Source organism: Tepidimonas taiwanensis, assembly GCF_020162115.1.
Lineage (GTDB): Bacteria > Pseudomonadota > Gammaproteobacteria > Burkholderiales > Burkholderiaceae_C > Tepidimonas > Tepidimonas taiwanensis.
The window spans coordinates 1,679,917-1,702,059 of the sequence record NZ_CP083911.1 but is presented as its reverse complement, the minus strand read 5'-3'; the positions used below and the strand labels follow the sequence as shown (position 1 = coordinate 1,702,059).

Below are 22,143 nucleotides of genomic sequence, written 5' to 3'. Positions count from 1 at the left end.
TGGCATGGAGGTTGCTCCTGATCGGGAGTGACGCATGCGACGCTACCCCCCCCTGCTCATGGTCGCCCCCGAGCGGGGCACGCTGGGCGAAGAAGACCGGCGGGCCATCCTGGGCGTTCTGGTCGACTACCTGGCCGATGGCCGCTATAGGGCGTGGCGGCATGAGGCGCGTCGAGATCGAGTGCCACGTGCGGCTGGCGATGAACGCTCTGGCGCGCTGTTGGGAAGTGAGTACGATGTGCCGTGGTGTCTCGGCTCGCACATGCCCGCGCTATGTTGCTAAGATGTAATGATGAGCGCAGAGTACTGGTACCACCTTCACTTCAAGCTGAGGCTCTACGAGGCGGACGGCAACGCTTTCCAGCGCTTGGTGGCAGATATTCTGCACGCCGCTTTTCCGGACTTTGAGCCCGTTGCTCCGGCGGGCCGCTACGGCGATGGTGGTAACGACGGCTTCATTCGCGGCGAGGGGAGGTATTTTCAGGTCTACGGCCCGCATGCTGGGTCTGCACCACAGCCAGCCGATGTCGTGCGAAAGGTCAAGGAGGACTTTGCCAAACTGCGCCAACGCTATCCGAACTTACAGCGCTACAGCTTTGTGATGAACGACCGCTACCGAGGTGTGCCGGCGAATGTATCCGATGCGCTGCTGGCGCTCGAGCAGGAAACCGGTGTTGCCTGTGACGCCGTGGCCAGCCACGTTCTGGCCGACCTTTTCATGAAGCTGCCTGAGGTCCGGCGACAGATGATCCTTGGTGGCGTTCCCACGACGCTTCCCGAATATGTCGACCCGCGCGCGGTGGCCGAAGTTCTGCAGCACTTGGCCGATGCCCCTATGCGCGTTGACCCTAGCCGCGAACGCGCCCCCGATTTCGAAGAGAAAATCCGTTTCAACGGCCTGCCACCGGCGGTGGCTGACCGGCTGCGGTCGATGTCCTATCAGTGCGGGACTGTTGAAGATTTTCTGGCATCGCGTGGCCGGCATCTGGCGCAGGCTATCGCCATGGAGTTGCGCGAGCTGTATGCGCAAAGTCTTGCGACTGTAACGAGCGACGATGCCGATACGTCGGCATTGCGTTATGTCTGGATGATCGAGCAGCTCCTTCCGCCCGTGGAGCACCCGCACAGCCTGAAAGCCTATCGTGAGGCGGCCGAGGTGGTGCTGGCCAAATATTTTGAGAGTTGCGACGTCTATGCACAACCTGGCCCTGGCCGTTGCGCCCCATGAACATTTGGGCTTTGCCGATAGCCTGATCGGGCTTGCGGGTTGGCTCCGCACGCGGCTCGATGCGCCGCGCACGCTCGATGAGCTGTATGCCATGCTCTCGCAAGAGGAAAGCGGGTGGCCGCGGCGTCCAAGCTTCGAGCAGGTGGCGCTGGCGGTGACGCTGCTTTTTGCCATCGGCGTGGCTCGGTTTGCCCATGAAGATCGCATTGAGCGGGTGAAGTCATGAGGCTGCTGTCCCTGCAATGCGATCGCCCCTCGTTTCGGCAGATCGATTTTCGGCCAGAAGGGCTGTCGGTGATCGTGGGCGATGCGAGCCAGCAGCAGGCCAGCGCCAACGGCGTGGGCAAGACGCTGGCGGTCAAGCTTGTGCACCACTGTCTGGGGGCGCGCCGCGACGAAACACTGGCGCGTGGCGTGGGCGATTGGCGCTTTGCGCTAGAGCTTGAGCTTGCCGACGGACGGCACCGTATCGAACGCAACGGTGACGGCTCCGACATCACGCTCGATGGGCGCGAGATGAACCTGAGTGCGTTGAGGCAATGGCTCGATACGCATGGGCCGTTCGTTCTGCCGGGGGATGTACCGGGGTTTTCGTTTCGTGCGCTGTACGCTCGCTTTGCCAGACGCAACCGCGACGGCGATTTTGCCGATCCGATACGGTTGCACCGGGAAGAGCAGCATGAGGCGCTGGCGCGCACGCTCTACCTGCTGGGGGCAGATATCACGCTGGTGACACGCAAGGCGGTGTTGCGCGAGCGGGTGTCGGCCATCGAAAACGCGCGCCGCCTGCTCCAGGACAGCGACCAGCGGCTGCGGAATCTCCTGCGCACAGGAATCGACGTGCAAGCGCAGCTGGCCGACCTGGGCGAGCGCATCGAGCGGACCCGCGAAAGGCTTGAGGCCATGCAGGTGGCCGAAGAGTACGCCGCGGTGCAGCAGGAAGCCGACCGGCTGACCCGTGAGCTGCGCGCGCTCGAAACCCGCGTCGCGCAGATCGACTTTGCGCTTGTCGGGATCGCGCGCGCCCTGGAGATGCGTCCCGATATCGAGCGCGAGACGCTGCTGGGTTTTTACCGTGGCCTGGAGCACGTGTTCAGGCCCGAAGCATTGGCCGACTTCGAGCGGGTGGAGCGCTTTCACCGGTCGTTGGCCGAGCAACGCCGCCAGCGGCTCACCCGCGATAAGCTGCGCCTCATGGCCGAGCGGGAAGAGTGCGAAGCCAAGCGCCGCAAACTAGCCGGAGAGCGCGACGCGCACCTTGCCTTTCTTCAACAGCACCACGCAATCGACGACTATATGGCCGTCGCGCAGCAACTGGCGCGCATGCAGGCCGACCATCAACTGCTTGCTCAATACCGCAGCGTTAAAGAACAGTGGGAGTCGGAGATACTGGAGCTACGCGAAGCCATGACGCACGACGACCGGCTGGCAGCCGAGTACGTGGCAAGCAACCCGCTCTGCTGGGCCGATCAGCGTTTCCGCGAACTGATCCACGCACTCTACCCGCGCGAAGCAGCCGGTATCGTGCTCGAAAACAACACCGGCACCAACAAGCTACGGTACGACCTGAAGGTGCAAGTAGAGGGGCAAGGCTCGGATGGCATTCACGCCGCACGCATCATGGCGTTTGACTGGATCGTCTATCGGCACGGCTCGTATCACACGATGCGCCATCTGTGGCACGATAACCATCTCTACGATCCGGTCGATCCACACCAGCGCGCCGCTTGGTTGCGGCTGACCCATGCTGCCCTTGCTGGCAGCGGTTCGCAGTACATCCTGTCGATCAACACCGAGAACTACGGCTCGACCCGCGCATTGCTCGGGACAGAGGGGGGCTGGCTCGATGACGCAGTGGTTGCCCGCCTCTCGGGCGACGCGGACGCACACAAGCTGCTCGGGGTGCGCATTGGGGTGGCGGTGTAGGGTCCGCGCGCTGGCCGCCCAGACCGGCGAGGCGCAGATCGAAGCCAAGGGCGAGGAGGTGGCCGCCTTCGTCGGCCTGGTGCGCGACCTCATCCGCCGCGCGCGCGAAGAGGCGCGCTTTATGCCCGTCTGCGCGGCGAGCTGGATGAGGGCGGCAGGGGTGGCACTGAACGCGTCGAACGTGGCGGTTTGTTGGCCCGGCTGCACTTGGGCGGTGCGCATGGCCTGCTGCACCGAGGACCACGTTGAGGCGGTGCCGAGAGAGGCGCCCAGCGCCTGTTCTTCACGCTGCAGCGCCTCGAGCGCCGTCTGCAGCTTGGTTTGGCTCTCCGCCAGCGGTGCGTTGGCGTTGCCAGCCGCCTGGGCGCTGGCGTCGCGTCGCACGTCGAGCGACGCCAGCAGCGCGGGGTAGAGCGCGCGCAGGTACCGTACGCTCTCGCGCTCCTTCGCCGAGAACGCGATCTGGTCGCGTATCGCCAGGAAGAAAGCGGTCGCGGGCACGGCGATCGTGGCGATGAGCGCCACCATCAGGATCGCCATCTTGGGCGCAAAGCGCAGCCGGCGCATCAGCAGCACGCCCGGCGTCCAGATGCCGTGGGCGCCGAAGGCGGACACGGCGGCGGGCTGACTGAGCGGCGCCGGTCGGTCCAGGACCGTGACCGCGTCGCGCGGGGCGTGTGTGTGGGACGGTGGCGGCAAGGACGGCACGATTCCCTCCGTGGTTCGTGTGGGGTGCAAAGGTGGGCAGCCTGCTGCGTGCAGACCTTACCGCGAGCCTACGGTCGAATCGACAGCCCCATGTCCCCAAAGGTCGTGAGGAAAACGCCGCCCCGGGGTACCCAGGGGGTCCATACCCACCCATCCGGGCGGTCGCGGCACGTCAGCCCACGACCGCTGACCCCCTGCATGGCGCGTCGATCGCGTGGCCCGCGGTACCGAACCGACAAGCAAGCGCCGTGCCGGGGGGGCGCCGTGCGGGCGCGGGCCGCCGGGGCGTCCCCCAAGGCGCCCCGTGCCCGTGTAAGCGGATCACGCCGGCGCGTGCACCGCCACCTGTGCCGCCGCCACCGCCGTCATGTTGAGCACGCGCCGCACCGTCGCCGCGGGGGTGAGGATGGTGGCGGTGCCGTTGACGCCCATCAGAATCGGGCCCACCGTCACGCCACCGCTGGTCGTGGTCTTCATGACGTTGTAAAGGATGTTGGCCGCGTCCAGATTGGGGCACACGAGCAGGTTGGCGCTGCCCGACAGCGTCGAATCCGACAGGAAGCGCGCGCGGATGTCGGGCTCCAGCGCCGCGTCGCCGTGCAGCTCGCCGTCGCACTCGATGTCGGGGTGGGCGGCGACGAAGAGGTCGCGCGCGTCGCGCATCTTGCGCGCGCTGGCGCGCTTGGACGAGCCAAACGTCGAGTGCGACAGGAAGGCCACCTTCGGCACGATGCCAAAGCGCTGCACCTCCTGCACGGCCATCGCGGCGATCTCGGCGAGCTGCTCGGCCGTGGGGTCCTCATTGACGTAGGTGTCGGTGATGAAGATCGGCCCGCGGTCCGTGTTGACCGCGTTGAGCGCGGCGTACAGCGATGCGCCCGGACGCCGTCCGAGGATGCTGTCGATACGCTCCAGGTGCGTGGTGTACGTGCCCACCAGCCCGCAAATCAGCGCGTCCGCGTCGCCCAGGTGCAGCATCAGCGAGCCGATGATGGTGTTGGAGCGGCGCACGGCGGCCTTGGCGACCTCGGGTGTGGCGCCGTTGCGCTTCATCAACTGGTGGTACGCCTCCCAGTACTGGCGGAAGCGCGGGTCGTCTTCGGGGTTGACGTTTTCCACGTCCACGCCCAGGCGCAGGTGCAACCCGGCCTTGCGGATGCGGGCTTCGATGACGGCGGGCCGTCCGATCAGGATCGGCTGCGCGATGCCTTCTTCCAGCGCCAGTTGTGCGGCACGCAGTGCCCGCTCGTCCTCACCGTCGGCGTAGGCGACGCGCGCCTTGCGCGGGGCGGCCTTGGCCACGTGGAAGATCGGCCGCATCAGGATGCCGGTCTGAAAGACGAAGCGCTGCAGGCTGTCGCGGTAGGCGTCGATGTCGGCGATGGGGCGCGTGGCCACGCCGGAGTCGGCCGCCGCCTGCGCGACGGCCGGCGCGATGCGCAGGATGAGGCGCGTGTCGAACGGCTTGGGGATCAGGTAGTCCGGGCCGAACTGCAGCTCCTGTCCGGCATAAGCCGCCGCGACCTCGTCGCTGATTTCGGCCTTGGCCAACGCGGCGATTTCGCGCACGCAGGCAAGCTTCATCGCTTCCGTAATGCGCGTGGCCCCGCAGTCCAGCGCCCCGCGGAAGATGTACGGGAAGCACAGGACATTGTTGACCTGGTTGGGGTAGTCGGAGCGGCCGGTGGCGATGATGCAGTCCGGGCGCGCGGCCTTGGCCACTTCCGGGCGGATTTCCGGCTCCGGGTTGGCCAGCGCCAGGATGATCGGGCGCTCGGCCATCGTTTGCACCATCTCGGCCGTCAGTACCCCGGGGGCCGAGCAGCCGAGGAACACATCGGCCCCGCGCACCGCGTCGGCCAGCGTGCGCGCGTCGGTGCGCCGGCAGTAGCGGCGTTTGGATTCGTCCAGCCGCCCGGCCAGCGCGTCCTCGCGCTGGTCGTGGATGACGCCTTTGGAGTCGCACACCAGCATGCGCTGCGGATCCGCCCCCAGCGCGACGAAGAGGTCGAGCACGGCGATCGCCGCCGCCCCGGCGCCGGAGACGGCGATGCGCACCTCGCCAATCGGCTTGCCCACCAGCTCCAGCGCGTTGATCAGCGCCGCCGAGGCGATGATCGCGGTGCCGTGCTGGTCGTCGTGAAAGACCGGGATGTTGAGCCGCTCACGCAGCTGGCGCTCGATGTAGAAGCACTCGGGGGCTTTGATGTCCTCGAGGTTGATGCCGCCGAGCGTGGGCTCCAGCGCGGCAATGATGTCGACCAGCTTGTCGGGGTCTTTTTCATTCAGCTCGATGTCGAAGACGTCAATGCCGGCAAATTTTTTGAACAGACACCCTTTGCCCTCCATCACGGGCTTGCCCGCCAAGGGGCCGATGTCGCCCAAGCCCAGCACCGCCGTGCCGTTGGTCACGACGCCCACCAGGTTGCCGCGGCTGGTGTAGTCGGCGGCCTTGGTCGGGTCGGCCGCGATTTCCAGGCACGGATACGCCACGCCGGGCGAATAGGCGAGGCTCAGGTCGCGCTGGTTCGAGAGGGCCTTGGTCGGGGTGACGGCGATCTTGCCGCGGGTGGGGGTGCGGTGATATTCGAGCGCGGCGTCGCGCAGGGCTTGTTCGGCAGGGGTCATGATGCAAAGTCGAAACGATTGGCCAACCTATAATAAACCGCGATGACATCCCCCCGCGTCCGATGGCCTCTGTGGCTCGCCGCCTTGGCGATGCTGTGGGCGTCACTTTCTTCGGCGTTGGCGCGCGTGTGGGTGGAGGATGGCCCGGGGCGCATCGAGATCTGCACCAGCACCGGGGTCGTCTGGGTTACCCCTGATGGGGGCATCGATGGGGGCGCATCCGACGATGCGCCGTCCACGGGTCTGGCGTCCATCCACTGCGATTGGTGTCTCTTCAGTGCCGCGGCGCTGGGTTTGCCCGCGGACGCCAACCCCACGTGGGTCGACACCGCCCGGGTTGCCGACGCGCCCACTGGGGAGGGCGGGCTGCGCGCAGCCGACGGTGGCCGATGGTGGCGACCGGCGCTGCGTGCGCCACCGCATTGAATTCCTCTGTTGACCTGGGACGGGTCGCCCCCAGTCCCGCGCGCGCCCCGTGCTGACACCGGCACGATCGGGAACACGTCGTGGCATCGGGCGACCGTGTTCGGCGTGCATCGCCGTCGCGCGCCGTTGAACGCGCTGCCGCGACGGCGGAGGAGTTCAGAACATGTTCGATCGGTGTGGGCCCCAGGTGGGTCGCTGCACCCGACGTCGGGGTTTGGGGCTTGCCGTTGCGTTGGCAGCGGCTTGGACACTCGCGGCGTGTCAGCCGAGCCGGCCGGCGTTTCGCGGGATCGACGTGACAGGGGCAACGTACGGCAAAACATTGCGGCTGACCGACCAGCACGGCCAAGTGCGCACGCTCGACGACTTCCGCGGGCGCGTGGTCATGCTGTACTTCGGGTTCGTCCAATGCCCCGACGTCTGTCCCACGGCGCTGGCGCGTGCGGTGGAAGTGATGCAGCGGTTGGGCCCCGACGGGACGCGTGTGCAGCTGCTGTTCGTCACCGTGGACCCGGAACGGGATACGCCCGCGTTGCTGCGTGAATACCTGGCGGCATTCGATCCCGGGTTCATCGGACTGACCGGCACGCCCGAAGACATTGCGCGGGCGGCCCAGGAGTTCAAGGTGTACTACGCCAAGGTGCCCACCGGCAGCGGCTACACCATGGACCACTCGGCCCAAACCTATCTGATCGACCCGGCGGGGCGGTTGCGAATCGTGCTCAAGCACGAGCAAAGCGCCGACGACTACGCGCACGACATCGCGCTGTTGCTGCGCGAGTTCGACGCGGGCGCTTGACCCCCGTACGGCGCCAAAGCGTTGTTGCACGCGCTGTCGCCGCCTGACGGTTTTTTGCGGATCCAAATTGACTGTTGACCGAAGAGGAATTCCTACTATGGTGAACAAAGAATGGCTTTTTTGGCGCACTCGGGCGTGTGCCCTGCTCGTGGCGTCCGCTCTCGTGTCCGGGGCCCAGGCGTCGGGCTTGCCCAGTGCGGTGGCCGATGAGAGCTACCCCATCGTGGAGTTGATGCCCATCGTGATGAAACACGAGGCAGAGCTGGCGCTATCGCCCGAGCAATCGGCCGCTTTGGTGGAGTTTCGGCGCGCCGCGATGCCCAAACGCTTGGCGTTGCAAAGCGAAATCAAGCAAGTCCGTGCCGAGTTGCGGCAGCGCATTCTCGATGGCGCGGCGCCGGCGCAGCAGCAAGCGCTGCTCGAGCGCTGGTTGCGCGCCGAGCGCGAGCACGCCGAGATGCGGGCGCGCTGTGCGGAATTTTTGCGCACGACGCTCACGCCGCAGCAAATGGCGCTCGTGCAGCAGCGCTACGTGGAGAGCTTGCGTTGATTCCCGTTGACCCCCGTTAACCCCGATACGAAGGAGTGTCGTTCATGAACCATATTCGATCGATCATCGCCCTGGCCGCGCTGTGCGGCTTTGCCATGGCACACGCCCAGACGGTCAAAGTCGAAGAACCGTGGGTGCGCGGCACCGTCGCGCAACAAAAAGCCACCGGGGCATTCATGCGCCTGACGGCACCGGAGCCGATGCGTTTGGTGGCCGCCGAGTCGCCCGTCGCGGGTGTCGTGGAAATTCACGAAATGGCGATGGAAAACCAGGTCATGCGCATGCGCGCCATCCCGGCGTTGCCCTTGGCGGCGAACCGGCCGGTGGAGCTCAAACCCGGCGGCTACCACGTGATGTTGATGGATCTGAAGCAGCCGTTGACCGGCGGGCAGGAAGTGCCGATCACCCTCGTCTTCGAAAATGCCGCGGGGCAGCGCGTCACGCAGACGATCGCGGCACCTGTGAAGGCGCTGGGGACGGCAGGGGGCATGTCCGGCGGTCAGGGCGGGGGGCATCAGCATGGCGGCCACGGTGGGCACAAGCACTGAACACGATGCGCTCGGCCACGACAGCCCCGTGCGTCGCCTGGAGGCGGGCGAAATGTTGTTCGAGGCCGGCGAGCGCGGCGGATGCTGGCGTGTCCAGCGCGGCATCGTGCGGCTGGACCGTCCCACCGCGGACGGCCACGTGTTGGTGATGCTGGCGTTGCCCGGCGACTGGCTGGGCACCGATACCCTGTGCGATCACCCGCACCAGTGGCGTGCGACGGCCGTGACTCCCGTGCGGTTATTGCCCTGTCGGCCATCTGACGAGGATCAGCGACGCGCGTGGCAGGTCGAAGCGTTGTTGCAGCTGCCTCAGCGCTGTCACGATATGGCGCGACTGCGCACCGGTTCGGTGGCGGATCGCGTGGCGGCGCTGTTGCGCATGCTGCATGGCGTGACGGCACCGGCGTGGGTACGGCCCGAGGCGTGGAACGTGCAAGGCTTACGCGGCGCTTTGCCGCCTCTGCGCGTGATGGCGGATCTCGTCGACGCGAAGCACGAGACCGTCTGCCGTGTGTTGGGCCAGCTCTTGCCGCGAGATCCGCGTCCGATGACGGGCATCGTGGCCGTCGCCGCCGGCGCTTCAGCCGCCGACGTGTGAGGGCGCATCGGCATGCGTCACGGCACGGCCTCGGCGGTGGCGCGGGTGTGCCGCGCCACCGCCGGGGCGGGCGGCTCCGCCGCGCCGGCCCCGCGGGCGAACGTCACCACGTGGTCCATCGCCACGCGGATGCCGATCCATTCGCCGACCGCGTGGTTGTGGTGCGAGGGCACCAGCGCCATCACCGTCTCGCCGCTGGCCAGGCGCAGCGTGTAGAGAAACTCCGAGCCGCGGAAGGCCTTGCGCACGATCTGCGCCTTCACCGGCGCGTCGTCGTCGTGCACGATATCGTCGGCGCGCAACAGCACGTCGCACAACCCGTCGGGGTAGGCCGACGGCAGCGGGCACTCCTCCATGTCGAGGAGATCGCCCAGCGGGGTCTCGACCACCACGTCGTCGCCGCGCTGGCGGATGCGCGCGGGGGTAAAGACGCCGTGCCCGATGAACTCGGCGACGAAGCGCGTGGCCGGCCGGTGGTACAGCGAGTAGGCGTCGTCCCACTGGTGTAGCCGCCCCTGGTGCATGACGCCGATCACGTCCCCGATCGCGAACGCCTCCATCTGGTCGTGTGTGACGAACAGTGCCGTCAGCCCGGCCGACTTGATGATCGCGCGGATCTCGTGCGCCAGCCGTTCGCGCAGGTCCACGTCCAGGTTGGAAAACGGCTCGTCGAGCAGCAGCAGGTGCGGCTGTGGGGCGAGCGCGCGCGCCAGCGCGACGCGTTGCTGCTGGCCGCCGGAGAGCTCGTGCGGGTAGCGCCGCTGCAGGCCGTCGAGCCCGACGAGCGCGAGGGCCTGCGCCACCCGTTCGCGCCGCTGCGCCGCGTCCAGGTGGCGCAGCCCGAAGGCGACGTTGCGCCCCACGTCCAGGTGCGGAAACAGCGCGTAGTCCTGAAAGACCATGCCAACGCGCCGCGCCTCCGGCGGCAGGTGGACACCGTCGGCGCTGACGAGCCGCCCGCCGAGCGCGATGCTGCCTTGGGCGATGCGCTCCAGCCCCGCGACCGCGCGCAGCAGCGTCGTCTTGCCGCAGCCCGAAGGGCCGATCAGCACGCCGATGTCGCCGGTGCGTAGGCCCAGCGTCACGCCCTCCACCGCCGCCTGCGCGGCGCCGGGGTAGCGCACACCGACCTGGGTGACCGACAGTTCCATGCCGCCATTGTAGATAATGTGCATTCTCATTCAAAGTTCCGATGCGCGCACCCGTCCCTTCTTCCCCCGCCGCTGCAGTGCCCCCGGCCGGTCCCGGGGCCTCGGCCGTGCGACGCGCTGCCGCGCGGCTCGTGGGGCAGGGGGCGGTCGTGGCGCTGGCGGTGGCGCTGGCCTTGCCCGTCGTGGCGCTGGCGCTGGCGGCGCTGCTGGGTGAAGCGGCGTCGTGGCAGGTGTTGCGCGAGATGGCGGCAACCGTGCTGCCCGAGTACGTGCACACGACCGTATGGCTGTGCGTCGGGGTGGCGGTGGCGGTCGCGATGGTCGGTACGGCCACCGCCGCGGCGGTGACGCTGTTCGACTTTCCCGGCCGGCGCGTGGCGGAGTGGCTGCTGCTGTTGCCGTTGGCAATGCCGGCCTATGTCGTCGCCTACGCCTACACCGATTTTCTGCAGTACGCCGGGCCGTTGCAGACCGCGCTGCGTGAGGCTTTCGGCTGGCAGGGGCGGGTCTTTCCGGAAATCCGCAACGCCTGGGGCGCCGGCTGGGTGTTCACGTTCACCCTCTACCCCTATGTCTACCTGCTGACCCGCACCGCGCTGACCGAACGCGCGCCGCAGCTGCTGGAGGCGGCGCGGCTGCTCGGCGCGCCGCTGTCGCGGCGCATCCGCGAGGTGGCGCTGCCGCTGGCGCGGCCCGCGATCGCCGCGGGCGTGGCGCTGGCGTTGATGGAAACGCTGGCCGACTACGGCGTGGTCAGCTATTTCGGGGTACAGACTTTCACCGCCGGGATCTACAAGGCGTGGCTGGTGATGGACGACCGCGCGGCAGCGGCGCAGCTGGCGCTGCTGCTGCTGCTGACCGTGGCGGCGGTGTTGTGGGTGGAGCAGCGCGCGCAGCGGCGCCTGCGCTTCGCGGGGCAGCGTCCCGCCCGCGGCGGTGCCGAGGCGCGGCCGACGGCCCTGCGCGGCGCGGGCGTTGCCCTCGCGTGGGCGGTGTGCGGACTGCCGGTCCTGTTCGGTTTCGTCCTGCCGGTGCTGTTCATGCTGCGGCCGCTGCTGGAGGCGTGGGACGTGCTGCCGTGGGCGTCTTTCATCGGGTGGGCGCGCAACAGCCTGACGCTGGCGGCGGTGAGCGCGGTACTGGCCACCGGGGTGGCGCTGGCGCTCGGGTTTGCGCTGCGGCGGCTACCGACGGCGCTCAACCGCCTGGCCGTGCGGGTGGTGGGCCTGGGCTACGCGGTGCCGGGCGCGGTGGTCGTCGTGGGCCTGCTGCTGCCACTGGGTTGGGTGCAGGCGCGCTGGCCCGAGAGCCCGGCGGCCGCGTGGCTGCTGACGACCGTGCTCGGGGTCGTGTGGGCGTACCTGGTGCGCTTCACCGCGGTGTCGCTGCAGTCGGTGCAAAGTGGCTACAGCCGCCTGCCGGCGAGCTGGGACGACGCGGCGGTCACGCTGGGCGTCAGCGGCGCGGCGCTGTGGTGGAGCGTGCACTGGCCGCTGCTGCGGCGCTCGGCCATCGCGGCGTTGCTGCTCGTTTTCGTGGACGTGATGAAGGAGCTGCCGGCGACGCTGGTGTTGCGCCCGTTCGACTTCGACACGCTGGCCGTGGTGGCGCACCAGATGGCGCGCGACGAGCGGCTCGGCGAGGCGGCGTTGCCCGCGCTGACGCTGGTGGCCGTGGGGCTGATCCCGGTGGTCCTGCTCAGCCGCGCGCTGCGCCGCGGCGAGGCGGCGGCGTGCTGAGCGGGTGCCTTGGTCCCCCCGCCAGGAATCGAACCTGGATTTGCCGCTTAGGAGGCGGCCGTTCTATCCATTGAACTACGGGGAGGCACCTAGGAAGCGCTGCCAACGACGCCTCTATTTTCTCTGCGATGGCCGCTGATGCTTTGTTATGCTAGTGCTACGAACTGCTACGCGTAGCACTCACATGGCAAGCATCATCCAGCACTACGGCAAGTGGCGCGCGCAGGTGCGCCGCAAGGGGTGGCCAGTCTACACCAAGTCGTTCGACACCAAGGCTGCGGCCGAGAAGTGGGCGCGGCAGATCGAGGCCGACATCGATCGCGGCGTGCTGCCAGGCGCGTCCGTCGTAGCAGCGCGGCGCTACACCGTAGCAGACCTGATCGAGGACTACCGGCGCCTGCGCGCGCAGTCGCGCCCGGTGCTGGACACCACCACCGAGCACTACAACCTGCGCCGCCTGGCCGATCACCTGGGGACGCTCGATGCCGCCAGGCTGCGGCCAGATGATCTCGTGGGATACGCGCAGATGCGCGCCGACGAAGGCGCGGGGCCGTACACGGTCAACATGGAGGTGTCCAAGCTCGGTACCGTCATGCGCATGGTGGCCAGCATCAAGCACATGACGCTGCCGGACGTGGTGCAGCAGGCGCGGCCGCTGCTGGCGCACCTGGGGCTGATCGGCGGCGGCGGCAGGCGCGAGCGCAGGCCCACCGATGATGAGCTCGACCGCATCATCGCGCACATGCACGATACCTACGGCCAGGTGTGGGCCGATGCGGTGCGCTTTGCGGTGGGCACGGCGATGCGCCGTGGCGAGATCGTGCGCATCCGCTGGGACGACCTGGACGCCGCCAGGCGGCTGGTGCTGGTGCGGGATCGCAAAGACCCGCGCCAGAAGGCCGGCAACGATCAGTGGGTGCCGCTGCTGGCCGACACGGCGATGGGCGACATGTGGGCTTTGGTGCAGCGCCAGCCGCGCGTCGATCCGCGCATCTTCCCCATCGGCGACTCGACGCTTTCGAAGTACTTCACGTGGACATGCCGCGCGCTGAGCATCCCAGACCTGCACTTCCACGACCTGCGCCACCATGCGATCAGCCTGCTGTTCGAGCGCGGCTTTCGCATCGAGCAGGTGGCGCTGGTGTCCGGCCACAAGTCGTGGCAGCACCTGAAGCGCTACACAAACCTGCGGCCGGAGGATTTGCACCGCGGGCCGTAAGGCTCAGTGCGCCGCTTCTGAATACTCCGGCCAGTCGCTCAGCAGCGCGCGCGAGCGGTCGGTGACGAAGAGCAGGTCAGCGCGCAGCCAGTTTGGCAAATCGGGCTCACTGGCCAGCAGGCCGCCGATCTTGGCGCGCTCGGCGGCGGCGAACTCCAGCAGCGTCTCCTCGGCCAGCGGCCCGCGCAGGATGTGGCGGATGACTTGGCTTTCGATATCTTGCACGAATTCGCGCGCCTTCATGGCGTAGGCCAGCAGGCGGCCCAGCAGCGCGGCGATGCCGGGGAGCTGGTCCACGTACCACGGGTTTGGCGCAGGGTGCTGGAGTTCGCGGCGCAGGAACTTCCAAACCGCCTGGGCGAAGGCGATGTCGTGGTGGAAGCACGTGGCGATCTGCCATATGACGCGGCGGATGGCGCGCATGTCGCGCTCGCTGACGCGTTCGCGGGCCTGCGGCGCGTCGGGCGGCGGGCAGCCGTGCAGGTCCATCTTGAGCACGTAGGCGATGGCCTCCACCAGCTGGTGGCGCGGAAGTTGCTGATAGCGGGCGATGCGGAACCTGTGGTGGATGCGGCTCCAGATCTCGGCGCGGGCCTTGCCTTGCCGCTCTGGCGGCAGGCCATGGCAGCGCATGTTGACCGCCTCCTGAAGCTGCTGCTGCTCGGATGGGGTCAGCGTCTCGGTGGCGTCGGCGGGCAGTTGCTGGACGTACTGATCCAGCACGTCCAGCACCCAGCGGCGGAAGGCGCGGGCGCGCTCGGTGCGGGCGAACATGCCCAGCAGGTGCGCGCCGCGCAGGCTGAAGACGCGCACCGTTTGCTCGCCTCCAGCGGTGGGAAGCTTGACCAGGCGCGTCATCTTGTCGGTGAACTCCGAGGCGTTGGCGTTGTAGAGGTTGGTGACGCTCTGCAGCGGCTTGCTGTAGCCCAAGGCTTCACCGATCTCGTGAACCCTTAGCCACATCTCGTTATCGAGGTGCACCACGTCGAGCGTGACGCCCTCAAAGTTCAGGGTGGCGGGAAGGTGGGTGGTGGAAGCGGTCATGGCATGCCCCTTGGTTTGCCGTTGAAACCGCCTGCAACCCCCTGTCAACGGGGTGGCAGGCACGTGGCGGGTTGACAGACCGGAACCAAGGGACCGGCGGGCCTTTCGGCCCCCCGCACACGGCCCGCCAGAAACTGGCTGCGCATGCGCCACAGCCAGCTTCGGCAACGCGTGCGCCGAAGCAAAAACCGCGCAAGCGGTGCCATCTCGGCATGGCTGGCGCGGCGGCTGCGCCTTGGTTTTCCGGCTGTCACCCCGGGCCAGTGCAGCGGCACTGGCAGGGTGGAGGATACCACAGGCGCGTCGGGTGTCAATGGGCGTGTAAAGCGTCTTGGGCCTCCTGCCGCTTGATGTCAAGGTACTCGGCCACGTCGCGCACGTCGGCAAACCGCATCTTGCCGTCCACGTAGGTCGGGATGCCAAGCTCGCCACGAGCGATGCGCGCGTGCAGCGTCGCCACGGCCAGCCCCAACACCTGCGCGAGCTGCTCCATGCTCAGGCGCAGGCCGTAACGCTCGATCAGATACACGGTGGTGAGCATGCTCATAGGTCCATGACCTCCACATCGTGGGGCAGGCGCTTGCCCGCCAGAATCTCGGCGATGCGCTGCTCGGTCAGCCGGTGGCAGCGCACCATGGCGCGCGCGCTCAGCGCCTCCAGCGCATCGGCGTAGCTCTCCAGCACCGCGCGCACGGCTTGGATGCCAGCGCCATCCAGCCGTATCGGCTTGCCCTCGAGGCTGCGCCTGCCGGCCATTGCCAGCGCGGCAATCGCGTCATTCAGCAGCCCGGTGGTGTCGTGCACGTCCACCATGTCGCCGGTGCAGGCCAGCCACGGGCCGCGGGCGATGAGAGTCTCAAGCATGTTCACGGCGTCGCTGCACACGCGCCAGTCGTCCGTCGTCGGCTGCGGCGCGGTCTCCAGCGCCACCAGCCCTTGCCACATGCGCGTCAGGTGGTGCGTGCGCCACTCCAGCGGCAGCGGCTCGGTCGGGCTCGCCATCAGTTCGTGCCACGGCGTGTAGCTGCGGATCACGCGGGGCTTCTGGCGCCTGCGCTTGGGCTTGGTGCGGCCTGCCATTTCAAGACTCCGTACATTTGCTGCACCAATACGGATTTGGCGGTACTTCACGGTCGTGCCCATTGTCGGCCGGTCCTCCACAGTTGGGGCAGCGGGTTAGGTCATTGGCGGTTTCTGCTAGTCGCTCGCGCAGGGCGAGAGCAATTTCGTCAAGGAACACACAGCCGCGTTCGTGGTGGCGCAGGTGCAGTTCAATGCCTTCCAGCGCCTGCCTCAGCAGGGCTTCGTCGCGCTGCTCGCGCTCTTCCATCACCAGCAACGCTTCGGTCATGGCTCTGTTCGTCTCGGCGTGGGCCTCGCGCTCTTTCTTGAGCGCGTCCGTGGCCTGAACCGCCATCAAGCGGTTGCATTGAAGCCCTTGCTGAAAGCCACGATTCCACGATGTTTCGGCCCACCTGCGCAGTTGTTCTACTTCTGCCTGCAAGCGCTCGACCTTCCCAACAGCGCACTCGTAGTGCCCATGTCCCCTCTCCTGTTGGGTCCCCCGTGATTCGCCGCCATCCCACCTCGGGATGACCAGATGCGCATACCGCATCTCACGCTCCAGACACTCGGGGGCGGCTGGGGCTGGTTCAATGTCCACCTGTACTTCGAGTTCTGTTTGTCGAAATAGGCGCGACTCGCCAAGCGCGATTTCTTTGGCGTCGTGCTCATCCTCGTCATTTGAAATTTCGACGAGGATTTTCTCGCTGACAACAACATCGACTATGTACCACTTCCCACATCCATCGGCGCTGGTGCTGGCACGGGATTTATAGCGGTCAGTCATTGGTTGGCTCCGTTTCCATACCTGCGTCGTGGTAGTAAACGACCGCCTTGCTGTCGTTTTTGCAGGCGCGCATAAGTCGAGCGAGGTTTTCAAGACGTAAAGCGGCGCTCTCAAAAAATTCGTCGCGCGACTGGCTACCAATAACCTCAGACAGACTCACGTCGATGACGCACTCTTTTCTCGGCATGTAGTTAAGGATTCGAGCATCCTTGCCATCCTCGTCAGGCCACACCTGCAGCGGAAGGTTGTATGTCCAATAGACCTGGTTCTTGTCAGTCATTGCAGTTCTCCTGTTTCGACTCGCGCCCAACGTGTACGTTCGGCCAGTTTCCAACGGCCTCGATGATGCTTGGCATGGTGGATTTTTAGTTAGTTTGTGTGATTGTTGGCAAACGCGCGAATCAGGCGTGGGTAGTCGGCCGAAATATCCCTTGCGTATAAATCCCCAGTGAGGGCGTGACGCAGGATTACATACTCACGTCCCTGATGCTGAATCCTGCCGACTTCCCTCAGACTCCAATCGAACGGCGACAGACGCACGAGGTAGTCTTCTTCCCGATTGCCGAGCTTCAGTCGTTCGGTGCTCATGGCTTTACACCTTTCTGGCCGGTGGCCTTGGCGATTGCTGCGCGGGCTTTTGAAAATGTGGCATCAAGTTGCGACCACCCTTCCCCATCTGCTGCCGATACGATCTCTTGTAAAGCCTCAAGTAGATCAGGCGCTGCGGCAATCAGTCTGGCGTTTGCGGCGCATTCTTCGCTCCACGCCTTTTCTCCAAGCCAAGCTGGGCCAGCTTTCCAGCCCATTCCTCGCCCATTCCTTTCCTCAGCAGTCCACGGGCCGGGGGTATGTTTCGTTTCCATAATCGCTCCATGCTGATCAATGACGGTTAGCAATTCGTCCAAGCCGACGCCTTCGGCGCGCTGCGCCGTGTTACCGGCGTAGACGCCAAGGTCAACACCGGCTTGGGATGAAATGCGGTACATGTTCATGCTGCTCTCATTGGTGTCGCGCGACCAGATTAGGGCTCAGCCTTCATCGCCGCATCAATCGTGGAGTCGATATTGTTTGGATGCAACGGAATCCACTCCCCGTCGCTCGTGCAATCGCATACCGTGATCGAGTCAGCCTTGTCCCTTAGCCACCGATACCGCTCTGCATCGGTGCGGAGTGACTCGACCTCGGCGTGCAGGCGGCGCAGTTCGGCGGCGGCGTAGGGCAGCAAGTGCAGTCTCATGCCCTCGGTGTCTTCGAGTTGAGCAGCCAGCCGCAGGGCTTCGGGTTGGGTTTTGTAGGTCATGCTTGTTCCTTCATGCCTTCTGTTCCATGCCTTTTCCAAGCTGCTCGCGCAGGGCGTCCCGTTCTTCCAGCAGCGCCCGGATCGTGTCGGGGTCGCAGGCAGCGATATACACCGCGCGCGACCCATGACCGTACCGCTCGTCTGGCTGCCAGTGGACGGTGCACACCGGGTACCCCTGGACGCTCTCCACCGTATCAGTACGGCCGTCTTTGATTTCCCACGGCCCAGGCGTCAGCTCCTTCTCCAGAGCCTTGCGGATGCGTTCGTAGCGGTCAGTCATTGTCTTTCTCCTTCGCCAGCGCAGTATCTGCGATATGGTGGATGTCGCCCAACATGACGGTGAGCGCGAACGGATTGGGGTTCATCGCAGAATTAATCGAGCTTAGGCTTCGGATATCTTTCAACGCCTTCTCCATCCCCTCGGCGCGGAACACAAGGGATTGAGCGGCTTTGATTGAATCGTAGTCGCCATGAACGAATAGATTTCCGTCACCTTTCCCGATGCCAATCGTCACAGCAGTCATGGGCTTCAGCCACTCCACCTCTGTATGCAATCGGCGCAGTTCGGCGGCTGCCCTCTGTCGGGTGTCGATCTCGTGCAACCACGCTCTGGCGCTTTCCTCGCACGCGGCAGCCAGCCGCAAGGCCTCTGGTTTCGTGCTCATTCCTCTCCCCTCAAAACGCGCTCGGCGGTCTCCAGGCGCAGCTCCACCTTACCGCCCCCGGTGCTGCCAAAGCCGCCCACGCCGCGCGCCGTGGCGCTCAGTTCCTCCACCTCGGTGAAGGTCACGCGCGGCACCGCGCACACGTAGGCTTGCGCAATGCGGTCGCCCGGATCGATGCGCACCGGCGGCTCGTCTTCGTCCAGGTGCCAGCACTTGAGCAGCACCTTCACCGGCCCGCGGTAGTCGCTGTCGATCACGCCCGGGAAGGCGTCGATGCCGTGCTTGAAAGCCAGCCCGGATCGGCTGGCAATGCGGAGCATGTAGCCCTCGGGCACCTCGAAGGCCAGCCCGGTGTCCACCACGACTGGATGGCCGGGATAGCAGATGTCGCCGATCTGCGCTGCGCCGTTGACGGTGGCCGCATACAGGTCAAAGCACGCAGCGCCGTCGGTGGCGTAGGTCGGCATGGTGGCGTTTGGGTGGGTCTTCTTGATCTTGATCTTCATTGCGATCTCTTTCCGGTTACGAAAAACTGCGGCGGCTGGTACGCCACACGCTCATTGCCGCGACGGCTTGGGATGCGCTCGTGGTCCAGACACCCAGGGCGCGCGGTGGCGTGCGTCCAGTCTGTTCCTGTCCACGCTTGACTCTGCGCGATAGGCTGGCTTCTGCGTGTCGAATGAACGAGCCCGTATTTCGGCTCGCAACCTTTTTTCCAGTACTCTGAATCCATGCGTTGCACAACGCATTCAATGCACAGCAGCCGAATCGCGGATCAGCACTTCACTGACAGGCTGCCGGATTGCGTCTGCAATTTCCTGCGCAGTGGCGATTTCTGCTTTTTTCAGATGCTGCTTGATGAGGTCATGAATGGATTTCATGTTCACAACTCAAAACGGCACCCCGTCAAACCGCCACTCAGGGCACGCGCCCTCGTCGCGGCGGAATTCCTCCGGCGGCTCTGCGTTGAAGCGCCTGCACATCGGCGGCTGCGCGTAGTGCTCGCAGTGCTCGCATGTGGCGCGGATGGCGTCGAGCTCGGCAAGCCTGGCGCGCAGCGCGTCGCGCACGGCGACAAGCTCGATGGCGGTCATGGATGTCATGTCGTGATTGCCTCCTTACTCGTGTCGAACCGGCAGGCGACGACGCGCGGGTATTTGCCATCCATCTGCACGGCGATGGGGCTGGGTTCGCGCAGCTCGCTCGTGCGCGCAAGCGCCTCGTCGATGGTGTCGGGCGGCGGCATCTCGCCGCGTTGCTGCCACCACTGCCGCGCCTTCATGCGCGCGTAACCCTCGTGCTCCAGGCAAATGAACTCGCTGGCCACGCGCCGCCAGGCGCTCCAGTAGTCCACGCGCAGGGTGTCGGGTTTGCCGTCTTTGCCAGGGTGTCGTGAGTAGGCCACCTCGGTCACGCTGTGCCACACGATGTCGGTGCTGAGCACGGCGGATGATGTGTCGGCCACGCGCATGTGCTGCACGCGCTCGGGCTCCGGGAGCGCGTGCCCGCAGGCGGCGCATTTGCGCGCACCTGCGGGGTTGGGGTTGCCGCATGCCTCGCAGTGCTTGATGGGGGCTTCGCCGCCGCCTTTGGCCTGCTTGACGCGGCCCTTGACCTGATCCACAGGCCCGAGCGTGGCCGTGGTGTCGGTGAAGTCCAGCCACAGGCAGTCGCGCTTGCCCGGCGCGGTGCGCATGCCGCGCCCTGCGATTTGCACGTAGAGCACGGGGCTGCGGGTGGCGCGCAGCAGCGCGATGCAGTCGAGCTCCGGCACGTCAAACCCGGTGGTGAGCACGGCGACGTTGACCAGCGCGCGCAGCCGCCCGGCGCGAAAGTCGCGGATCAGCCGCTCGCGCTCGGCCTTTGGCGTCTTCGCGCTCACGACATCACAGGCGATGCCGTGCGCCACCTGCAGCTCCATGGCGATGTGCTGCGCGTGCTCGATGGTCACGGCAAACACCAGCCAACGCTGGCGGTCTGCGGCCAGGCGCACGATTTCGGCGCAGGCGGCGCGCACGATTTCGGTCTTGTCCGACGCCTGGGCCAGCGCCTGCACCACGTAGTCGCCGCCTTGCAGGCGCACGCCGCTGGTGTCGATGCGGGCGGAGGTCTCGGCGCGCACCAGCGGGGCAAGGTAGCCATCGTCGAGCAGCTCGCGCATGGTCACGCGCGCGGCGATGTGGGTGAACAGGCCGCTTTGCGTCAGCCATACGCCGTCGCCACGGAATGGCGTGCCCGTCCAGCCAATGACCCGCAGATGCGGGCAGTAGCGGCGCAGCTCGTCGATCAGCTTGCGGTACATGGTGGTCTCGCTGTCGCTGATCAGGTGGCACTCATCCACCAGCAGCAGGTCGAGGTGCCCGAGCTGGTGCGCGCGGTTGCGCACGCTGCCGATGGTGGCGTAGGTGATGGCGCGCCCAAGCTGGCGCGCGCCCATCGAGGCGCTATAGGCCCCAACAGGCGCATCCGGCCACACCGCGATCAACTTGGCAAGGTTTTGCTCGATCAGCTCCTTGCTGTGCACCAGCATCAGAATGCGCGTGCCGGGGTATTGCGCAATCGCGCGGCGGCACAGCTCGGCAATGAGCACGCTCTTGCCAGCGCCGACGCACGCTTCGACGATGGGGTCGCCGTCCGGGTGGTCGGCGAACCACTGCCAAAGCTCGTCGAGCACGCGCTGCTGGTAAGGGCGCAGGGTCAGGCTCATGCCACCACCTCCGCGCCTGGCCATTCGGCCTTGACCTTTTGCACCTCAGCATCGGCCAGCATGACCTTGTGCTGCGCGGCCCGGATTTCGCGGCTGGCAAAGTGCGGTGGCGCGCCGTTGACGAACTCGCCGCCGTCTGGCGTGCGGTAGCGCACGGCGGCGTTGCCGTCCGGCTCTGCCGTGGCGTCCACTTGCTCGCCGATGCGCTCGAGCAGCAGCGGGATGTAGCGGTGCCCGTCGCAGCCGGCGTGCTGGCGGCTGATGTCGATTGCCGTGTTGCGTAGCTCGCACTTCCAGCCGCCTTTACCGTCCGGAACGGGCGTGGAATGTGCGCAGGTGCGGCAGTTGACCAGCGGCGCTTGCTCGCCGTGGCACAGCCCGTGCATCGCGCAGGTCTTGCATTGCCACCATGCGGGGTCGCTGGAGATGCGCGGCGGCGGCTCAGGCGACTCGATGATGGACAAGGCCCGCGCGCGCAGGCGCTCGAACGCCACGGCGTCAAACTCCACGCGCTCGCTGTAGAGCTCGCTGGTGTTCTTGTTCTCGGCGATGTACATCGCGCGCGTCATGCCGGTCAGCCCCATGTACACCTGCATCTGCGCGTAGTGCATGGGCTTGGCATCACGCACTCCTTTTGCCTTCAGCTCTTCAAAGCTCTTGGCGTTGTGGGTTTTGAACTCGAGCACGTGCCAGGTGGCCGGCGCTTCCGGCAGGCCCAGCGCCGCACCGTCGAGGCTGCCGGCAAAGTGCCCGCCGTGGTCGGACACGCGCCACTGGCGTCCTTGCTCATCAACATCGGTAACCTGCACGCCGATGGCGCGCAGCTCACCGACGATGCGCTGCTCGAACTGCCGGCCGGCCTCGAACAGACGCAGCATGCGCCCGTCGAAGGCTTCCTTGTCGGCCCAGCGCCAAGACAGCCACAAGTAACGCGCGCATGGATGCCCGATCAGGCTGGCCCCCAGGTGCGGCCGGTGGCCGGCCTGCGCCTCGCGCTGCTCGTGCAGGCGGTAGATGGCCTGCACGGTGGCGTGAGCGGGTTGCGGGATGCTGGCCAT

Annotated in this window: 28 protein-coding genes and 1 tRNA gene; 11 read left to right on the top strand and 18 right to left on the bottom strand. The window is 66.5% G+C overall.

Annotated features, from left to right (window positions below; all coding sequences use genetic code 11):
* Positions 1 to 292 precede the first annotated feature (292 nt).
* From LCC91_RS07985 to LCC91_RS07970, 4 genes are read left to right on the top strand one after another with little or no spacing between them, the layout of a single operon-like run.
* The gene (locus LCC91_RS07985; protein WP_143897550.1) at positions 293 to 1,228 is read left to right on the top strand and encodes an ABC-three component system protein; all 936 of its coding nucleotides are present in this window, start codon (positions 293 to 295) and stop codon (positions 1,226 to 1,228) included.
* A complete protein-coding gene (locus LCC91_RS07980) occupies positions 1,194 to 1,454 on the top strand; it encodes an ABC-three component system middle component 6 (RefSeq protein ID WP_043700639.1) in 261 nt (86 codons plus the stop codon). The genes LCC91_RS07985 and LCC91_RS07980 overlap by 35 nt, the downstream gene beginning before the upstream one ends.
* The gene (locus LCC91_RS07975) at positions 1,451 to 3,154 is read left to right on the top strand and encodes a DUF2326 domain-containing protein (RefSeq protein ID WP_043700637.1); all 1,704 of its coding nucleotides are present in this window, start codon (positions 1,451 to 1,453) and stop codon (positions 3,152 to 3,154) included. The genes LCC91_RS07980 and LCC91_RS07975 overlap by 4 nt, the downstream gene beginning before the upstream one ends.
* Positions 3,138 to 3,566, top strand: coding sequence for a hypothetical protein (locus tag LCC91_RS07970; protein ID WP_043700636.1), 429 nt, complete (start codon positions 3,138 to 3,140; stop codon positions 3,564 to 3,566). Before LCC91_RS07975 ends, LCC91_RS07970 begins: the two co-directional genes overlap by 17 nt.
* 617 nt (positions 3,567 to 4,183) lie before the next feature.
* On the opposite strand, the gene LCC91_RS07965 is transcribed toward LCC91_RS07970, so the two are convergent.
* Positions 4,184 to 6,490: an NADP-dependent malic enzyme gene (locus LCC91_RS07965; protein ID WP_058616041.1), complete on the bottom strand. Its 2,307-nt coding sequence runs from the start codon at positions 6,488 to 6,490 to the stop codon at positions 4,184 to 4,186.
* 42 nt (positions 6,491 to 6,532) lie between these two features.
* Between LCC91_RS07965 and LCC91_RS07960 the strand changes: the two genes are divergently transcribed.
* The 5 genes from LCC91_RS07960 (at position 6,533) to LCC91_RS07940 (ending at position 9,411) form a co-directional block, all read left to right on the top strand.
* Entirely contained in the window at positions 6,533 to 6,916 is a 384-nt protein-coding gene (locus tag LCC91_RS07960; RefSeq protein ID WP_082668345.1) for a DUF2946 domain-containing protein, read from the top strand.
* A gap of 163 nt (positions 6,917 to 7,079) precedes the next feature.
* Entirely contained in the window at positions 7,080 to 7,715 is a 636-nt protein-coding gene (locus tag LCC91_RS07955) for an SCO family protein (RefSeq protein WP_058616039.1), read from the top strand.
* Positions 7,716 to 7,812: 97 nt separating this feature from the next.
* Positions 7,813 to 8,265, top strand: a complete 453-nt coding sequence (locus tag LCC91_RS07950; protein ID WP_058616038.1) for a Spy/CpxP family protein refolding chaperone — start codon at positions 7,813 to 7,815, stop codon at positions 8,263 to 8,265.
* 44 nt (positions 8,266 to 8,309) lie between these two features.
* Positions 8,310 to 8,813: a copper chaperone PCu(A)C gene (locus tag LCC91_RS07945; protein WP_058616037.1), complete on the top strand. Its 504-nt coding sequence runs from the start codon at positions 8,310 to 8,312 to the stop codon at positions 8,811 to 8,813.
* A complete protein-coding gene (locus tag LCC91_RS07940; RefSeq protein ID WP_058616036.1) occupies positions 8,785 to 9,411 on the top strand; it encodes a Crp/Fnr family transcriptional regulator in 627 nt (208 codons plus the stop codon). The genes LCC91_RS07945 and LCC91_RS07940 overlap by 29 nt, the downstream gene beginning before the upstream one ends.
* Before the next feature lie 17 nt (positions 9,412 to 9,428).
* On the opposite strand, the gene LCC91_RS07935 is transcribed toward LCC91_RS07940, so the two are convergent.
* Positions 9,429 to 10,562 (bottom strand): ABC transporter ATP-binding protein, encoded by a 1,134-nt coding sequence (locus tag LCC91_RS07935; protein WP_058616035.1) that lies wholly within the window; start codon positions 10,560 to 10,562, stop codon positions 9,429 to 9,431.
* Between the two features lie 41 nt (positions 10,563 to 10,603).
* Between LCC91_RS07935 and LCC91_RS07930 the strand changes: the two genes are divergently transcribed.
* A complete protein-coding gene (locus tag LCC91_RS07930) occupies positions 10,604 to 12,301 on the top strand; it encodes an ABC transporter permease (protein WP_082668344.1) in 1,698 nt (565 codons plus the stop codon).
* Positions 12,302 to 12,311: 10 nt separating this feature from the next.
* Here the strand turns inward: LCC91_RS07930 and LCC91_RS07925 are convergent.
* Positions 12,312 to 12,386, bottom strand: a tRNA-Arg gene (locus LCC91_RS07925).
* 99 nt (positions 12,387 to 12,485) lie between these two features.
* Here LCC91_RS07925 and LCC91_RS07920 point away from each other — a divergent pair.
* A complete protein-coding gene (locus tag LCC91_RS07920) occupies positions 12,486 to 13,520 on the top strand; it encodes a tyrosine-type recombinase/integrase (protein WP_143897554.1) in 1,035 nt (344 codons plus the stop codon).
* 3 nt (positions 13,521 to 13,523) lie between these two features.
* Here the strand turns inward: LCC91_RS07920 and LCC91_RS07915 are convergent, their stop codons facing one another.
* The 15 genes from LCC91_RS07915 to LCC91_RS07850 form a co-directional block, all read right to left on the bottom strand.
* Complete coding sequence (locus LCC91_RS07915) at positions 13,524 to 14,564, bottom strand: BRO family protein (RefSeq protein ID WP_143897556.1); 1,041 nt, start codon at positions 14,562 to 14,564, stop codon at positions 13,524 to 13,526.
* A gap of 310 nt (positions 14,565 to 14,874) precedes the next feature.
* Positions 14,875 to 15,111, bottom strand: a complete 237-nt coding sequence (locus LCC91_RS07910) for a hypothetical protein (RefSeq protein ID WP_143897558.1) — start codon at positions 15,109 to 15,111, stop codon at positions 14,875 to 14,877.
* Positions 15,108 to 15,644, bottom strand: coding sequence for a hypothetical protein (locus tag LCC91_RS07905; protein ID WP_143897560.1), 537 nt, complete (start codon positions 15,642 to 15,644; stop codon positions 15,108 to 15,110). The genes LCC91_RS07910 and LCC91_RS07905 overlap by 4 nt, the downstream gene beginning before the upstream one ends.
* Before the next feature lies 1 nt (position 15,645).
* A complete protein-coding gene (locus LCC91_RS07900; protein ID WP_143897562.1) occupies positions 15,646 to 16,413 on the bottom strand; it encodes a hypothetical protein in 768 nt (255 codons plus the stop codon).
* The gene (locus tag LCC91_RS07895; RefSeq protein WP_143897564.1) at positions 16,406 to 16,693 is read right to left on the bottom strand and encodes a hypothetical protein; all 288 of its coding nucleotides are present in this window, start codon (positions 16,691 to 16,693) and stop codon (positions 16,406 to 16,408) included. The genes LCC91_RS07900 and LCC91_RS07895 overlap by 8 nt, the downstream gene beginning before the upstream one ends.
* Positions 16,694 to 16,782: 89 nt before the next feature.
* Entirely contained in the window at positions 16,783 to 17,001 is a 219-nt protein-coding gene (locus LCC91_RS07890; RefSeq protein WP_143897566.1) for a hypothetical protein, read from the bottom strand.
* Positions 16,998 to 17,405, bottom strand: a complete 408-nt coding sequence (locus LCC91_RS07885) for a hypothetical protein (protein WP_143897568.1) — start codon at positions 17,403 to 17,405, stop codon at positions 16,998 to 17,000. Before LCC91_RS07885 ends, LCC91_RS07890 begins: the two co-directional genes overlap by 4 nt.
* Before the next feature lie 29 nt (positions 17,406 to 17,434).
* Positions 17,435 to 17,713 carry a hypothetical protein gene (locus tag LCC91_RS07880; RefSeq protein WP_143897570.1) on the bottom strand — a complete coding sequence of 93 codons (279 nt, stop codon included), beginning with the start codon at positions 17,711 to 17,713 and terminating at the stop codon, positions 17,435 to 17,437.
* A gap of 10 nt (positions 17,714 to 17,723) precedes the next feature.
* Positions 17,724 to 17,993, bottom strand: a complete 270-nt coding sequence (locus LCC91_RS07875; RefSeq protein WP_143897572.1) for a hypothetical protein — start codon at positions 17,991 to 17,993, stop codon at positions 17,724 to 17,726.
* Positions 17,986 to 18,378: a hypothetical protein gene (locus LCC91_RS07870; protein ID WP_143897574.1), complete on the bottom strand. Its 393-nt coding sequence runs from the start codon at positions 18,376 to 18,378 to the stop codon at positions 17,986 to 17,988. The genes LCC91_RS07875 and LCC91_RS07870 overlap by 8 nt, the downstream gene beginning before the upstream one ends.
* Entirely contained in the window at positions 18,375 to 18,884 is a 510-nt protein-coding gene (dut, locus tag LCC91_RS07865) for a dUTP diphosphatase (RefSeq protein WP_143897576.1), read from the bottom strand. The genes LCC91_RS07870 and dut overlap by 4 nt, the downstream gene beginning before the upstream one ends.
* Before the next feature lie 243 nt (positions 18,885 to 19,127).
* Entirely contained in the window at positions 19,128 to 19,259 is a 132-nt protein-coding gene (locus LCC91_RS13840; protein ID WP_260679954.1) for a hypothetical protein, read from the bottom strand.
* 9 nt (positions 19,260 to 19,268) lie between these two features.
* Positions 19,269 to 19,481 (bottom strand): hypothetical protein, encoded by a 213-nt coding sequence (locus LCC91_RS07860; RefSeq protein WP_143897578.1) that lies wholly within the window; start codon positions 19,479 to 19,481, stop codon positions 19,269 to 19,271.
* A complete protein-coding gene (locus tag LCC91_RS07855) occupies positions 19,478 to 21,085 on the bottom strand; it encodes a DEAD/DEAH box helicase (RefSeq protein ID WP_185974872.1) in 1,608 nt (535 codons plus the stop codon). The genes LCC91_RS07860 and LCC91_RS07855 overlap by 4 nt, the downstream gene beginning before the upstream one ends.
* Entirely contained in the window at positions 21,082 to 22,143 is a 1,062-nt protein-coding gene (locus tag LCC91_RS07850) for an oxidoreductase (RefSeq protein WP_185974873.1), read from the bottom strand. Before LCC91_RS07850 ends, LCC91_RS07855 begins: the two co-directional genes overlap by 4 nt.